This window comes from Candidatus Pelagibacter sp. HIMB1495 (assembly GCF_052047955.1).
Lineage (GTDB): Bacteria > Pseudomonadota > Alphaproteobacteria > Pelagibacterales > Pelagibacteraceae > Pelagibacter.
This window is the reverse complement of record NZ_JBNAIQ010000001.1, coordinates 1,369,974-1,385,018: the sequence shown is the minus strand read 5'-3', so window position 1 is coordinate 1,385,018 and position 15,045 is coordinate 1,369,974. Positions and strand designations below refer to the sequence as shown.

The window sequence follows — 15,045 nt, the reverse complement described above, 5'->3', positions numbered from 1 at the left end:
TAAATATGTTCTCCTTTTTAAAAAAGAAAAAAATTGTTTCACATATTAAATTAAATGGCGTCATTGGTAATGCTGGTAAATTTAAGCAAGGTATTGATTTTGCAGGACAGGAAGAAATTATTAAAAAAGCTTTTTCACTAAAAAAAGCTGCTGCAGTAGCAATATCAATCAATTCTCCAGGAGGTTCACCTGTACAGTCACATTTAATTTATAGTTTTATTCGTCAGCAAGCTAAAAAAAGTAATAAGAAAGTTATTTTTTTTGCAGAAGATGTTGCTGCATCTGGGGGATATCTTATCTCATGTGCTGGAGATGAAATTTATGCAAATTCAAGTTCAATTATTGGGTCTATAGGGGTTATATATTCATCATTTGGTTTTACTGAATTAATCAAGAAAATAGGCGTTGAGAGAAGAGTTCACACAGCTGGAAAGAATAAGAGCACACTTGATCCCTTTATGGAAGAAAAGGAAGAAGACATTCAAAGATTAAAAAATATTCAATTAGATTTACACCAAGATTTCATAAATGTTGTTGAAAAAAGTCGTGGAGCAAAATTAAATAAAACAGAAGTAGAATTATTTTCTGGTGAATTTTGGTCAGGTTCAAGAGCTAAGAAATTAGGATTAATAGATGGCATAGGAGATGCACATGAAATCTTAAAAGAAAAGTATGGTGAAGATGTTGTAATTAAAAAATTTGAAAAAACAAAAGGGTGGTTAAGTCAAAAACTTTCATCTTCAAATCATATTGACCAATTTGCAAATATTTTAGATGAAAGATCAATCTGGCAAAGATATGGTTTCTAAATCAAAAGAAAAAATTCTTACATTTCAAGATACAATTTTAAATCTTCAAAAGTTTTGGAGCAAAAAGGGATGTGTAGTTCTCCAACCTTATGACATAGAAGTAGGAGCAGGTACATTTCATCCAGCAACTACATTGAGGTCATTAGGGACTAAACCTTGGAAGACAGCATATGTGCAGCCATCAAGAAGACCTACAGATGGAAGGTATGGAGATAATCCAAATAGACTTCAACATTATTATCAGTTTCAAGTTCTTATAAAACCTTCACCTGAAAATATTAAAAAACTTTACCTTAATAGTTTATCATCTATAGGAATTAATCATTCAGATCATGATATTAGATTTGTAGAAGACGACTGGGAAAGTCCAACATTGGGCGCTGCTGGTCTTGGTTGGGAGGTATGGTGTGATGGCATGGAAATTACTCAATTTACTTATTTTCAACAGATGGCAGGATTTGAGTGCAAACCTGTTTCTGTAGAAATTACATATGGATTAGAAAGAATATGTATGTTTATTCAGCAGCAAAAAAATGTCTACGATCTGTTATGGAATGATGATGGTGTAAAATATAAAGAAGTATTTCATCAAGCTGAGAGAGAATTTTCGGCATATAATTTTGAACATGCAAATGTAGAGTCACTTTTTAAAATGTTTGATATGCACGAGTTGGAAGCAAAGTCATTAGTTGAAAAAAAAATTTCACTACCAGCTTATGATCAATGTTTAAAAGCAAGTCATGTATTTAATATATTAGATGCACGTGGAGCAATTAGCGTTGCTCAAAGAGCAGGATATATTGCAAGAATAAGAGATATTACAAAAGCAGCTGCTAGTATTTGGTTAGATAGTCAAAAATAATGTCTGAATTTTTCTTAGAATTGTTTAGTGAGGAAATACCTTCAAATTTACAAAAAAATTTAAGAGAAAATTTACTAAAAAGTTTTAATGAATTTTTTTTAGAAAAATCTATTAAATTTAAAAAAAGTTCGTCTTACTCAACACCCAATAGGTTGTTAATTTTGTTTGAGGGGGTTGAAAAGAAGATAGTTTTAAAATCTGAAGAAATAAAAGGTCCAAGTACAAAGTCTCCGGATGCTGCGCTAGAGGGATTTGCGAGATCAAATGCTGTTTCAAAAAAAGAATTGTTTATAAAAAAAACAGATAAAGGTGAGTTCTATTTTTACAAAACTAGATCAAAAAAATTAGATACTCATACTTTATTAGAAGGAGCCATACCTCAAATACTGAATAAAATTCAATGGAAAAAATCAATGAAATGGTCAAATTATGAACTATTATGGGGTAGGCCGTTAAAATCTATCTTATCCATCTTTGATAAAAAAAAACTAAATTTTAAATTTCATCATTTCATTTCATCTAACTCGACATTTATAGATAAAGAATTTGAAGAAAAGAAAAAACTATTTTCAGACTTTAAAACATATAAAAATTTTTTTAAAAAAATGGATATACTGATCGATCACGTTGAGAGAAAAGATTTAATAGAAAAAAAATTCGATATTATTTTAAAAAAAAGAAATATAAATATTGATAGCAATCCCAAGCTTCTTCAGGAAGTAGTCGATTTAACTGACCAACCTAACGTAATTGTTTGTGAATTTGATAAAAAATTTTTAAATATACCCAAAGAGATTTTAATACTAACCATGCAATATCACCAAAAGTATTTTCCTACTTTTGATAAAAAAGGAAACATTACAAATCAATTTTTGGTAGTAGCAAACAATAAAGATAAAAAAGGATTAATTAAACTAGGAAATGAAAGAGTAGTTGAAGCAAGATTAAGTGATGCAGAATTTTTCTGGCAGAAAGATAAAGCTCAAAACATGGTCAAAAAAATTTCTGATTTAAAATTAATGAATTATTTCAAAGGTCTTGGAAATTATTTTGATAAAGCTCAAAGAATGAGAAAGCTTGGTGCTAACATTTCTGACGAGTTATTAATTAGCAAAGAAAAAGTAGAATTATCAGCATCTATAAGCAAAGTAGACTTGTTATCTGAATTGGTTGGTGAATTTCCAGAACTTCAAGGAATTATGGGAGGTTATTTTGCAAATGAGCAAGGTTTTGATAAAGAAATATCACTTGCTGTTAGTGAGCAATATTTACCTGTTGGATCTGGAACAAAAATTCCAAAAAAACCTTATAGCATTGCTTTATCCTTAGCTGACAAGATTGATACTTTAGTTGGATTTTTTGGTGTAAACCAAAAACCAACAAGTTCCAAGGATCCTTTTGCCTTAAGAAGATTAGCATTAGGGATTGTTAGAATTATGATTGAAAATAAAAAAGATTTTAAAATTAGAGATTTAATAAATTATTCTTCAATTTTGTATCAGGATCAAGGATTTGAATTTGAGAATAAATCTTTACAAAAAGAATTACTAGATTTTTTATTAGAGAGATTGAAATATTATATGAAGGAGGAAAATATCCGAAACGATATAATACAAGCTTCAATAAGTTCTTATAACTTAGATGAATCTGTAATTATTTTTAATAAAGCAAAAAATTTAAATAAAGTAATAAATAAACAAAACGGAATAGATATTATTGCAAGTTATAAAAGAGCATCAAATATACTAGAAAGTGAGCTAAAAAAAGATAAAATCGAATTATCCAATACAACCGACCCTGGTATTTTTAAAACTGAGCTTGAAAAAAATTTATTTAAAAAAATTAATGAATTGAGGAAATATTTTTCTAGTATTAATAATGATGAAAATTTTGTTCAAACATTGGACAATTTAGCAAGTATTAAAAGAGAGGTATTTGATTTTTTTGATAATGTAATTGTGAATGAGGATGATCTGGTAATTAAGAAAAATAGGCTAGAACTAATTCAAATGATGTGTAAAACATTCGACAATTATGTTAACTTTTCCTTAATCGAGTCTAGCTAATGACGAAACTCATATTAAACTTTAATTCGAAACAATCTAGAAGTATTAAAAATCCAAAAAATTTTTTAGGTGGCAAAGGTGCTAATCTTTCTGAAATGGGCAGAATGGGTTTGCCAGTTCCTCCTGGTTTTACAATATCTACTAAAGTTTGTGAGATTTTTTATAAAGACAAGAAAAAATTGAATAAAAATTTAATTTCTCAAATTAAAAAAGAATTAAAAAATATAGAAAAAGATGTTTCTAAAAAATTTGGAGACTTAAAAAATCCTTTGTTATTATCGGTTAGATCGGGTGCTAGAGTATCTATGCCAGGAATGATGGACACAATTCTTAATTTAGGTTTAAATGATAAAACAGTAAACGCGTTAGCTTTGAAAACTTCCAATGGGCGATTTGCCAAAGATAGTTATAGACGATTTATTCAAATGTATGGAAACGTTGTGATGGGTGTTGAGGGTTATCATTTTGAAGAGTTAATTGAAAATTATAAATTAACAAAAGGTGTTTTGTTAGATACGGACTTAGATGAAAATGATTGGGATGGTTTAATTGAAGATTTTAAAAGAACAGTAAAGGAAAAAACAAAAAAAGAATTTCCTCAAGATGTGTTTCAACAACTATTTGGAGCAATTAGCGCTGTATTTTTATCATGGGAAAGTAATAGAGCAAAAGTCTATAGAAAATTAAATCAAATACCAGCAGAATGGGGAACAGCAGTCAACGTTCAATCAATGGTTTTTGGTAATATGGGTGATGATTGTGCTACTGGAGTTGTATTTACAAGAAATCCATCAGATGGATCAAACGAGATATATGGTGAGTACTTAATTAATGCACAAGGTGAGGATGTTGTTGCTGGTACAAGAACACCTCAATATATAACTAAGAAGGCAAGAAAAAATGCTAAAGTTGAAGAACCTTCAATGGAGGAGTCTTTGCCAAAAGTTTTTAAAGAATTAAAAAAAATTTTAAAAAAATTGGAAAAACATTATAAAGATATGCAAGATGTAGAATTTACAGTTGAGAATAATAAACTGTGGATGCTTCAAACTAGATCAGGAAAACGAACTGCAAAATCTGCGGTAAAGATTGCAGTTGATATGGTTAAGGAAAAATTAATATCAAAAAAAGAAGCAGTATTAAGAATTGATCCAAATTCTTTAGATACACTTTTGCACCCTACACTTGATGAAAAGAGTACAATCAATGTTATAGCAAATGGTTTACCTGCTTCACCAGGTGCAGCGAGTGGGAAAGTGGTATTTACTTCAGAGGAAGCTGAAAGATTAACATCGATGATGCAAGACACTATCTTAGTAAGAGTAGAAACGTCACCTGAGGATATACAAGGAATGCATGCTGCAAAAGGAATTTTGACGGCCAGAGGAGGAATGACGAGTCATGCTGCAGTAGTTGCAAGGGGCATGGGAAGACCATGCGTATCTGGTTCAAGTGAAATTGATATAAATTATGAGATGAAGACATTTAAAACATCTTCAATGGAAATTAAAGAAGGGGACGTCATTACTATAGATGGATCAACTGGTAGAATTATATCAGGAAGTGTGGCAACAGTTAAACCAGAGATATCTGGAGATTTTTCCAAGATAATGACTTGGGCAGATAGTTTTAGAAAATTAAATATTAGAACAAATTCTGAAACACCTAAAGATACTAAAACAGCAAAAGATTTTGGAGCTGAAGGAATTGGTCTTTGTAGAACAGAACACATGTTTTTTGATGAAGAAAGAATTTTATCAGTAAGGGAAATGATTTTATCAAAGACTAAAGAGGATAGATCAATTGCATTAAAAAAACTTTTGCCTCATCAAAAAAAGGATTTTATAGAAATATTTAAAATTATGAGTGGATTGCCAGTTACAGTAAGATTGTTAGATCCACCTCTTCATGAGTTTTTGCCTCGAACAGATAAAGAGATTAATGAAGTTGCAAATATTGTTAATCTTCCAGTAAAAGAAGTAGAGTCTAGAATTGATGAATTGCATGAACAAAATCCCATGTTGGGTCATAGGGGATGTAGACTTGGAATATCTTTTCCTGAAATATATGAAATGCAATGTAGAGCAATATTTGAAGCTCTAGCAGAGCTCAAAAAAGAAAAAATTAAATCTGCTTTTCCAGAAATTATGATCCCATTAATATCTACTGAAGCAGAAATAAAAATTATGAAAGATTTAGTAATTAGAATTGCAAGTGAAGTTCAAAAAGAGCACAAATTAAAAATTGAGTTTATGGTAGGTACGATGATTGAGCTTCCTAGAGCAGCTATAAAAGCCAAAGATATTGCAAAACATGCTGAATTTTTTAGTTTTGGAACTAATGATTTAACTCAAACTACATTTGGAATAAGCAGAGATGATAGTGGAAAATTTTTAAATGATTATATAGATAATAAAATTTTTTCAATTGATCCGTTTATTTCGATAGATGATGGAGTTGGAGATTTAATCAAAATAGCTGTTGAAAAGGGAAAAAGTCAAAATAAAAATATTAAACTTGGAATTTGTGGAGAACACGGTGGTGATCCTAACAGTATTTTATTTTGCTCAAAAGCTGGATTAAATTACGTTTCTTGTTCTCCGTACAGAGTTCCTGTAGCAAGATTGGCTGCCGCACAAGCCGAATTAAAAGATAAATAGAGAGAATTTTATGAAGGGATATAGATTTATTACAGATGATGACACATCAAAATTTTGTCACCGTGTTACTGAAGCATTGTCAAATGGTTGGACTTTATATGGAGAGCCAAAAATGACATTTGATAAAAAGAGAGGTGTTATGCGTTGTGCACAAGCAGTGATAAAAAATTCACCTAAAAAAAAATACTCAAAAAAAATTAATTTATCATCAATTTAAAGTAAGGGGCGTTCTGTTGCCAGGTGCCCCGGACCCCGTGCTTAATTAACTAAGTTAATTATGCAGCAAGTGCGTAACTTTCGTTAGCAATTATAAATTAGCCCGTTACGGTGGAACAATCCCGAACGAAAGAATAGCCTTTAGTCACCCGTCGATTCTAGTTCACCCCCGTAAGTTGTAATGGTGGAGGTGGTGGGTACTGCCCCCACGTCCGCAATGGTTATTACGAAATTCGTTTATCGTCGTAGTTGGAAATCCAACATTAATAATATAAAAGTAATTACAACAGATTCAATAACAATCATGAAATTAACAAAAGAACAATCAGCAGAAATAAAAAACCAGCAATCCCAAAGTAATCAAACTAAAAGAGTTACCGCTCCAGAGCTTGAAAAAATACTCTATGAAGCGCTACCAGCATTAGATCATGGATTTGTAAGAGTAGTTGATTATATGGGTGATGACACGTCTATAGTTCAGTCAGCAAGAGTATCTTATGGAAAAGGGACAAAGCAAGTTTCAACAGATAAAGGTTTAATAAAATACTTGATGAGACATTGGCACAGCACGCCATTTGAAATGTGTGAAATAAAATATCATATTAAACTTCCAATATTTATTGCAAGGCAGTGGATCAGACATAGAACTGCCAACGTAAATGAATACTCTGCAAGATATTCAATTTTAGATAAAGAATTTTATTTACCAGCTAAAGAAAATTTAGCAGCACAATCTACTAGCAATCGACAAGGAAGAGGAGATGTCCTTGAAGGAAAACAAGCAGAGGAAGTTTTAGAACTTTTGAAAAGTGATGCAGAGAGAACTTATGACAATTATGAAACAATGCTCAATGAAAGATATGATGGTTCAACAATTGACGAGAATAAAAAAGGATTAGCAAGAGAACTTGCAAGAATGAACCTAACATTAAATACTTATACCCAGTGGTATTGGAAAACTGATTTATTAAATTTAATGAACTTTTTAAGGTTAAGAGCTGATAGTCACGCTCAGTATGAAATTAGAGTTTATGCAGACATAATGTTAGATACTGTTAAAAAATGGGTACCGATAACTTATGATGCATTTATGGATTACAGAGTAGGAGGAACAGAGGTTTCTGCTAAGGGAAAAGTTATAATTCAAAAACTTATTAAAGGTGAAAATGTAGATGTTGAAAGCTCAGGTCTATCTAAAAGAGAATGGAATGAATTAATGGCTGCTTTTGATCTTAAAGATAAGTTGATTTAATCTTCTCAGCAAAATCTAGATATATTTTTGAAATTTGATGCTCTGGGTTTGACTCAACTATTGGTTTACCTTGATCACCAGAATTTCCAACATCAGGATTTATTGGTATTTCACCTAAAAAATCTTTTTGAAATTCTTCTGCTGTTTTTTTTACTCCACCTTCTCCAAAAATTTTGTATTTCTTTCCATCATCTCCAATAAAAAAACTCATGTTATCTACTAAACCTAAAATTTTAACTCCAAGTTTATCAAACATTTTAATTCCTCTTTTTACATCTAAAAGAGCAACTTCTTGTGGAGTTGATACTATGATTGCACCATCCATTTTAATTTCTTGTGAAAAAGTTAATTGAGTGTCACCAGTTCCTGGAGGCATATCAACAATTATAAAATCTAAATCTTTCCAATTAACCTTCTGAGTAAAAGTTTTAATTGCACTCGTCACCATTGGACCACGCCAAATCATCGGAGTTTGCTGATCTGCTAAAAATCCAATTGACATACATTGAATGTCATATTTTGTTATGGGATCTAATTTTTGACCGTCACTTTTTGGCTTTTCATTAATATCAAACATTTTTGGAATTGAAGGGCCATAAATATCAGCATCTAACAATCCAACTTTGCATCCAACTTTTTTTAAAGCCAAGGCAAGATTCGTTGCAAATGTAGATTTACCTACACCACCTTTTGCACTCGAGATTGCAATTGTAAACTTAGTTCCTAAAATTGGATTTTTTGTAAAAACTCTAGGCTCCACCTTCTTTTTCATTGCGTCACTTAGTTCTGTCTTTTTATCTGACATAAAACTATCCTTACTTGTTTTTTGCGATAAAGACACTATATACTTTGACATATGTCGGATGATTTCAGAGGCAGAGGCGGAAGCCCATGGGGAACACCTCCAGGGGGTGGTAGTGGCGGCAATGGTTCAGGAAGAGGACCAACACCACCAAACGTAGATGAAATCATAAGAGAGTTTCAAGATAAAATAAGAAAGTTTTTACCTGGTGGAAAATCTTCAGGTGGAAAGTCTATTGGATTAATTTTATTAGTCTTAGCCTTTGTATGGCTTGCAAGTGGACTTTATAGAGTATTACCTGATGAACAAGGGGTTGTTCTTAGATTTGGAAAATTTGTTAAAACTACCCAACCTGGATTGAACTACCATATTCCATTTCCAGTTGAGACTGTTCAAACTCCAAAAGTAACTAAAGTAAATAGAATCGATATTGGATTTAGGTCTGAAAGAGATAGTGGTTTTTCTACAGGTGGAGGAGTTGCAGATGTTCCTCAAGAAAGTTTAATGCTTACTGGTGATGAAAACATTGTAAATATCGATTTTTCGGTATTTTGGGTTATCAAAGATGCTGGAAATTTTTTATTTAAAATTCAGGACCCTGTAGGAACTGTTAAAGCAGCCGCAGAAACAGCAATGAGAGAAGTAATTGCTAAAAGTGATATTCAACCAATATTAACAGAAGGTAGATCAAGTATTGAGATTGAAACTCAAGAAATTATTCAAAGCATTTTAGATGACTATGAAAGTGGAGTACAAATTACTCAGGTACAAACACAAAAAGCTGACCCACCCGATCAAGTAATTGATGCATTTAGAGATGTTCAAGCTGCAAGAGCAGATATGGAAAGATCTAAAAACGAAGCTGAAGCTTATGCAAACGATGTGATCCCAAGAGCAAGAGGGGAAGCACAGAAAATTTTACAAGCTGCAGAAGCTTATAAAAAAGAAGTTGTTGCTAAGGCAGAGGGTGAAGCTAGTAGATTTTTAGCTATTTACAATGAGTATGCTAAAGCAAAAGAAGTTACTCAAGAAAGAATGTTTCTTGAGACAATGGAAACCGTCCTAGCAGATATAAACAAAATTATTATAGATAAAGAATCTGGTTCAGGTGTTGTGCCATATCTACCATTACCAGAGCTTAAAAAGAAAGAGACAAATTAAATGAAAGCTGGAAAAATAATTGCTGGAATACTAGTTTTGATTGGTGTTGTAGCATTCCTATCAGTAATTATAGTCAAAGAAGTAAATCAAGCGATAATTCTTCAGTTTGGTGATCCAAAAAGAATTATAATGAAACCAGGTTTAAACTTTAAAATTCCATTCATTCAAAACGTTGTTTACTTGGATAAAAGAATTTTAAATTTAGATACCCCCCCAGAAGAAGTAATTGCATCTGACCAAAAAAGGTTAATTGTTGATGCTTTTGCGAGATTTCAAATAGTTGATCCTTTGAAATTTTATATTTCAGTTGGAGACGAAAGGGTTGCAAGATCAAGATTATCTACGATTATAAACTCAAGAATTAGAAATGTTTTGGGTCAAGAAGAATTACAAACCTTGCTATCACAAGATAGATCAAAACAAATGTCTTTGATTAAAGATGGTGTTAATAATGAAGCTCAAAATTTTGGAATAAATATTGTAGATGTAAGAATAAAAAGAGCTGATCTTCCTACAGCAAACAGTGATGCAATTTATAGAAGAATGCAGACTGAGAGGGAAAGAGAAGCAAAGGAATTTAGAGCAAAAGGTGCTGAGATGGCAGTAACAATTACTTCGACTGCTGACAAAGAAGTAACCGTGATATTAGCAGATGCTCAAAAACAATCAGAAATTATGAAAGGAGAAGGTGACGGAGAAAGAAACAAAATTTTCGCTGAAGCTTTCGGAAAAGATCCTGAATTTTTTGCTTTTTATAGATCTATGCAAGCTTATGGTAAGGCATTTAATGCAGGAGAAACATCAATGATCTTGTCTCCTGATAGTGAATTTTTCAAATTTTTTGGAAATATAAATCCTGATATTAAACAATAGTTTTTAGATGAATGAGCTAGTCATAGCTTTTGGTCTTTTTTTATTTATAGAGGGAATTTTATATGCCTTATTTCCAGCAAAAATGAAAAGTATGCTTAAAAAACTTGAACTTGTTAAAGATAGTCAACTAAGATCAGGAGGACTTATTTTTGCAGTTATAGGCTTTGTGATTATTTATTTTATTAAAAGTTAATATGAAAAAATTAAAATTCATTGTTTTAACAATTATATTTTCTCTAAGTTTTTCATTACAATCAAACTCTAGGCCTGTTCCAGCATCATTTGCAGATCTTGCAGAAAAATTAATGCCTTCTGTGGTAAATATTTCTACGTCAACTACTGTGGTTACAAATAATAACTCTTTTCCATTTCAATTCCCTCCAGGATCTCCATTTGAAGATATGTTTAAAGAATTTGGAACACCTCAAGAGAGAAAATCAGCAGCTTTGGGTTCTGGATTTATTATTGACGAGAAGGGAGTGGTGGTTACAAATAATCACGTAATTCAGGATGCTGATGATATTATTGTTAGAGTTAACGGAGACCAAGAATATAAAGCAAAAGTGCTTGGTGCTGATCCTTTGATGGATATTGCGGTATTACAATTAGATACAGAAGATAAATTTAAACCAGTTGGCTTTGGAGACTCAGACAAAGCAAGAATTGGTGATTGGGTTTTAGCAATTGGAAATCCATTTGGTCTTGGTGGGACAGTAACTGCTGGAATTATTTCAGCAAGAAATAGATCAATTGGATTATCAAGATATGAAGATTTTATTCAAACAGATGCATCAATAAATTCAGGAAATTCAGGTGGACCTTTATTTGACATGGAAGGAAATGTAATTGGAATTAATACAGCCATCTTAGGAAGAAATGGTTCTATTGGTATAGGATTTTCAATTCCATCCAATAGTGCTCAACAAGTAATTAAACAACTTATAGAGTTTGGTGAAACAAAAAGAGGTTGGCTAGGTGTAAGAATTCAAGATGTAACAAAAGAAATTGCTGAGGTTGAAGAACTAGATAAACCAAGAGGTGCTTTAGTTGCAAGTGTTGCTGAAAATAGTCCTTCTGAAAAAGCAGGAATTCAGGCTGGAGATATTATTTTAGAGTTTAATGGAGTTGAGATTAAGCAAATGAAAGAGTTGCCAGCAATTGTTGCAAGAACAGAAGTTGGAAAAAATGTAGATGTAAAAATTTGGAGAAATAAAAAAGAAATAACTAAAAAGGTTTTGTTGGGAAGATTAGAAACCTCTGATGACTTCAAAGTAAGTGAAAATCCAAAACAAGATGAAAATAATTTAGATGAAATTGTAGAGAGTTTAAGAATATCAGTAAGACCTTTAACTAAAGAGGATATAAAAAACCGTAAATTACCAAACCAAACTACAGGATTAGTAATTACCAATATGGCTAATAACAGTCCTTTAGTAAATTCAATTGAGATAAATAGTGTTATTATTGAAGCTCAAAAGAAAAAAATTAAATCAGCAGATGATTTAAGAGATATCACTCAAAAAGCAATAAACTCAAATCAAAAAACTATTTTAATTGCAATTTATAACAATCAAAATCAACGAAGATATATTGGTGTTAAATTAGATTAGTAATGGATTTAAAATCCAAGATAATTTTAATTTCAGGACCTACAGCATCTGGAAAATCAAGTTTTGCAATTAAACTTGCAAAAAAAATTAAAGGAGAAATTATTAATGCAGATAGTATGCAAGTTTATAAGCAACTTAAAATTTTGTCAGCAAGACCTAGCCCAAAAAATTATCAGTCAATAAAACATCATCTATATGGTTTCCAAGATGCAAAGAAAAGTTTTTCAACTGGTGATTGGCTTAAAATTGCAAATAAAAAAATAATTGAAGTTAAAAAAAGAAAGAAAATTCCAATTCTTGTTGGAGGTACTGGACTTTATTTTAAAGCATTAACTGATGGTTTGGTTCAAATTCCAAACATTCCAGTCAAGTTTAGAAATCAAATTAGAAATCTAAACAAAAAAATTGGCCAAAATAAATTTTATAAGCAATTATTAAAGCTAGATCCTCTTTCGAAAAATAAAATTAATCCAACGGATACTCAAAGATCAATTAGAGCTTTTGAAGTTAAAAAATTTACAAAAAAATCTCTTCATGATTGGTTTAAAAATACTAAATCAAATTATTTAGACGAGGATTTTTTAAAAATTTATATCGATTACCCTCGTGAAGATTTAGTTATAAGAATTCATCAAAGAACTGGGAAAATGATTAGAATGGGCGCTGTGAATGAGGTTAAAAGATTTCTAAAACTAAAAATTAATGATCAGATGACTGCACGCAAAGCAATTGGAATAAATGAAATTCAGGAATATTTAGCAAAAGAAAAAAAAATTGATGAAATCAAAGAAAAAATATCAATAAAAACTAGACAATACGCCAAAAGACAAAGCACATGGGCCCGAGGACACATGAGTGATTGGCTTAAACTGAATCCATCTGAGATAAATAAATTTTTAAAAAAAATTTAAATTTTCTATACTTAACCTTGACCAATCAGCACAACTTCAGCTAGATTGCGAAATGCCAAAATTATTAACTGGAGCAGAAATCGTATTTAAGTGTCTTGAGGACCAAGAGGTAAACCATATTTTTGGTTATCCTGGTGGTGCTGTACTTCCAATATATGATGAATTAAAAAATCATCCATCCATTAAACATATTCTTGTAAGACATGAGCAAGGTGCAGGTCATGCAGCAGAAGGTTATGCTAGATCATCTGGAAAACCTGGTGTTGTTCTAGTTACATCAGGTCCTGGTGCCACCAATGTTGTTACTGCTTTAACAGATGCATATATGGATTCAGTTCCAATGGTTTGTATTTCGGGTCAAGTTCCAACACACCTAATTGGTACGGATGCATTTCAAGAATGTGATACAACAGGAATAACAAGACCATGTACAAAGCATAACTGGTTAGTAAAAGATATTAATGATCTTTCAGATGTTATGCATGAAGCATTCAAAGTTGCTACAACTGGAAGACCTGGCCCAGTGTTAATTGATATTCCAAAAGACATTCAATTTGCAAAAGCAAAATATAAAAAACCAAAAAAAGAAAAAAGTTTAAATGGCAAATCTCACAATAAGTTTTCAGCTGACGAAATTGACCAATTGATTAATTTAATTAATAAAGCAAAGAAGCCAATAATTTATAGTGGTGGAGGGGTAATTAATTCAGGACCAAAAGCAAGTGAAGCTCTTAGAAAATTTGTTGAACTAACAGGATTTCCAATTACTTCAACTTTGCAAGGTCTAGGTGCTTATCCTGGAGATGATAATCAGTTTTTAGGAATGCTCGGAATGCATGGAACATATGAAGCAAACAATGCAATGCATGACTGTGATTTATTAATAAACATTGGTGCAAGATTTGATGATCGTATCACTGGAAAAATTGATGAGTTCTCACCTAATTCAAAAAAAGTTCATATTGATATTGATCCATCATCAATTAACAAAATTATTAAAGTAGATCTTGCAATTGTAGGTGATGTAACGAAAGTAATTGATAAAGTAAATAAAACAATTGTTAAAAAGAAAAATGGTAATGGTAAATCAAATAAACCTAATATTGCAAAATGGTGGGAACAAATTCAAAAATGGAGAAATAAAAATTCTTTAAATTTTATTAATAGTGAAGATAGCATAAAACCTCAGCATGCTGTTCAAAGACTTTATGAATTAACAAAAAATAAAGATACTTATGTAACAACAGAAGTAGGTCAGCATCAAATGTGGGCTGCTCAACATTATAAATTTAACAAACCCAATAGATGGATGACTTCAGGTGGATTAGGAACTATGGGTTATGGATTACCAGCAGCTGTTGGAGTTCAAGTAGCTCATCCAGAAAAATTAGTTATTGATATTGCAGGAGAAGCTTCAGTTTTAATGACAATGCAAGAGATGTCTACAGCTGTTCAATATAACTTACCAATAAAAATATTTATTTTGAACAACCAGTACATGGGAATGGTAAGACAATGGCAAGAGCTGCTTCATGAAAAGAATTATTCTGAGAGTTATTCAGAAGCATTACCAGATTTTATGAAAATGGCTGACGCTTATGGCTGTAAAGGAATTAAGGCTGATAATCCATTAGAGCTAGATGAAAAAATTCAAGAAATGGTAGATCATAATGGTCCTGTTATTTTTGATTGTCATGTCGATCCAAATGAAAACTGTTTTCCAATGATACCTTCAGGCAAACCTCATAATCAAATGATACTTGGACCGAACGATCAAGAAGAGAATAAAATTAAAGGAAAAGGCAAAGCCTTAGTATAATCAA

At 31.4% G+C, this 15,045-nt stretch carries 13 protein-coding genes and 1 other RNA gene; 12 read left to right on the top strand and 2 right to left on the bottom strand.

Annotation, left to right across the window (positions count from 1 at the left end; all coding sequences use genetic code 11):
- Window positions 1-5: 5 nt before the first annotated feature.
- Genes ACTTAW_RS07435 through ACTTAW_RS07415 form a run of 5 tightly spaced genes read left to right on the top strand, consistent with a single transcriptional unit; the run spans window position 6 to window position 6,614 of the window.
- Complete coding sequence (locus tag ACTTAW_RS07435) at window positions 6-809, top strand: S49 family peptidase (protein ID WP_440634243.1); 804 nt, start codon at window positions 6-8, stop codon at window positions 807-809.
- Complete coding sequence (locus ACTTAW_RS07430; protein ID WP_440651833.1) at window positions 775-1,671, top strand: glycine--tRNA ligase subunit alpha; 897 nt, start codon at window positions 775-777, stop codon at window positions 1,669-1,671. Before ACTTAW_RS07435 ends, ACTTAW_RS07430 begins: the two co-directional genes overlap by 35 nt.
- Window positions 1,671-3,737 carry a glycine--tRNA ligase subunit beta gene (gene glyS, locus ACTTAW_RS07425; protein WP_440651831.1) on the top strand — a complete coding sequence of 689 codons (2,067 nt, stop codon included), beginning with the start codon at window positions 1,671-1,673 and terminating at the stop codon, window positions 3,735-3,737. The genes ACTTAW_RS07430 and glyS overlap by 1 nt, the downstream gene beginning before the upstream one ends.
- A complete protein-coding gene (ppdK, locus tag ACTTAW_RS07420; protein ID WP_440651829.1) occupies window positions 3,737-6,397 on the top strand; it encodes a pyruvate, phosphate dikinase in 2,661 nt (886 codons plus the stop codon). Before glyS ends, ppdK begins: the two co-directional genes overlap by 1 nt.
- Window positions 6,398-6,407: 10 nt before the next feature.
- Window positions 6,408-6,614 carry a DUF1737 domain-containing protein gene (locus ACTTAW_RS07415; protein WP_440651827.1) on the top strand — a complete coding sequence of 69 codons (207 nt, stop codon included), beginning with the start codon at window positions 6,408-6,410 and terminating at the stop codon, window positions 6,612-6,614.
- On the opposite strand, the gene ssrA is transcribed toward ACTTAW_RS07415, so the two are convergent.
- Window positions 6,615-6,913, bottom strand: a transfer-messenger RNA (tmRNA) gene (gene ssrA, locus ACTTAW_RS07410).
- A 4-nt stretch (window positions 6,914-6,917) separates the two neighbouring features.
- Between ssrA and thyX the strand changes: the two genes are divergently transcribed.
- Window positions 6,918-7,865, top strand: coding sequence for an FAD-dependent thymidylate synthase (thyX, locus tag ACTTAW_RS07405; protein WP_440651825.1), 948 nt, complete (start codon window positions 6,918-6,920; stop codon window positions 7,863-7,865).
- On the opposite strand, the gene ACTTAW_RS07400 is transcribed toward thyX, so the two are convergent.
- Window positions 7,846-8,670: an Mrp/NBP35 family ATP-binding protein gene (locus tag ACTTAW_RS07400; RefSeq protein ID WP_440651823.1), complete on the bottom strand. Its 825-nt coding sequence runs from the start codon at window positions 8,668-8,670 to the stop codon at window positions 7,846-7,848. The two genes, thyX and ACTTAW_RS07400, sit on opposite strands and share 20 nt — an antisense overlap.
- 51 nt (window positions 8,671-8,721) lie before the next feature.
- Between ACTTAW_RS07400 and hflK the strand changes: the two genes are divergently transcribed.
- The 6 genes from hflK to ACTTAW_RS07370 are packed head-to-tail and all read left to right on the top strand — an operon-like array spanning window position 8,722 to window position 15,041.
- Window positions 8,722-9,828 carry an FtsH protease activity modulator HflK gene (gene hflK, locus ACTTAW_RS07395; RefSeq protein WP_440651821.1) on the top strand — a complete coding sequence of 369 codons (1,107 nt, stop codon included), beginning with the start codon at window positions 8,722-8,724 and terminating at the stop codon, window positions 9,826-9,828.
- Entirely contained in the window at window positions 9,829-10,701 is an 873-nt protein-coding gene (gene hflC, locus ACTTAW_RS07390) for a protease modulator HflC (protein WP_440651819.1), read from the top strand.
- A 7-nt stretch (window positions 10,702-10,708) separates the two neighbouring features.
- Entirely contained in the window at window positions 10,709-10,894 is a 186-nt protein-coding gene (locus ACTTAW_RS07385; protein WP_075506268.1) for a DUF2065 domain-containing protein, read from the top strand.
- Window position 10,895: 1 nt separating this feature from the next.
- Entirely contained in the window at window positions 10,896-12,311 is a 1,416-nt protein-coding gene (locus tag ACTTAW_RS07380) for a Do family serine endopeptidase (RefSeq protein WP_440651817.1), read from the top strand.
- Window positions 12,312-12,313: 2 nt separating this feature from the next.
- Entirely contained in the window at window positions 12,314-13,222 is a 909-nt protein-coding gene (gene miaA / locus ACTTAW_RS07375) for a tRNA (adenosine(37)-N6)-dimethylallyltransferase MiaA (protein ID WP_440651815.1), read from the top strand.
- A gap of 52 nt (window positions 13,223-13,274) precedes the next feature.
- Window positions 13,275-15,041 (top strand): acetolactate synthase 3 large subunit, encoded by a 1,767-nt coding sequence (locus ACTTAW_RS07370; protein ID WP_440651813.1) that lies wholly within the window; start codon window positions 13,275-13,277, stop codon window positions 15,039-15,041.
- Window positions 15,042-15,045 lie beyond the last annotated feature (4 nt).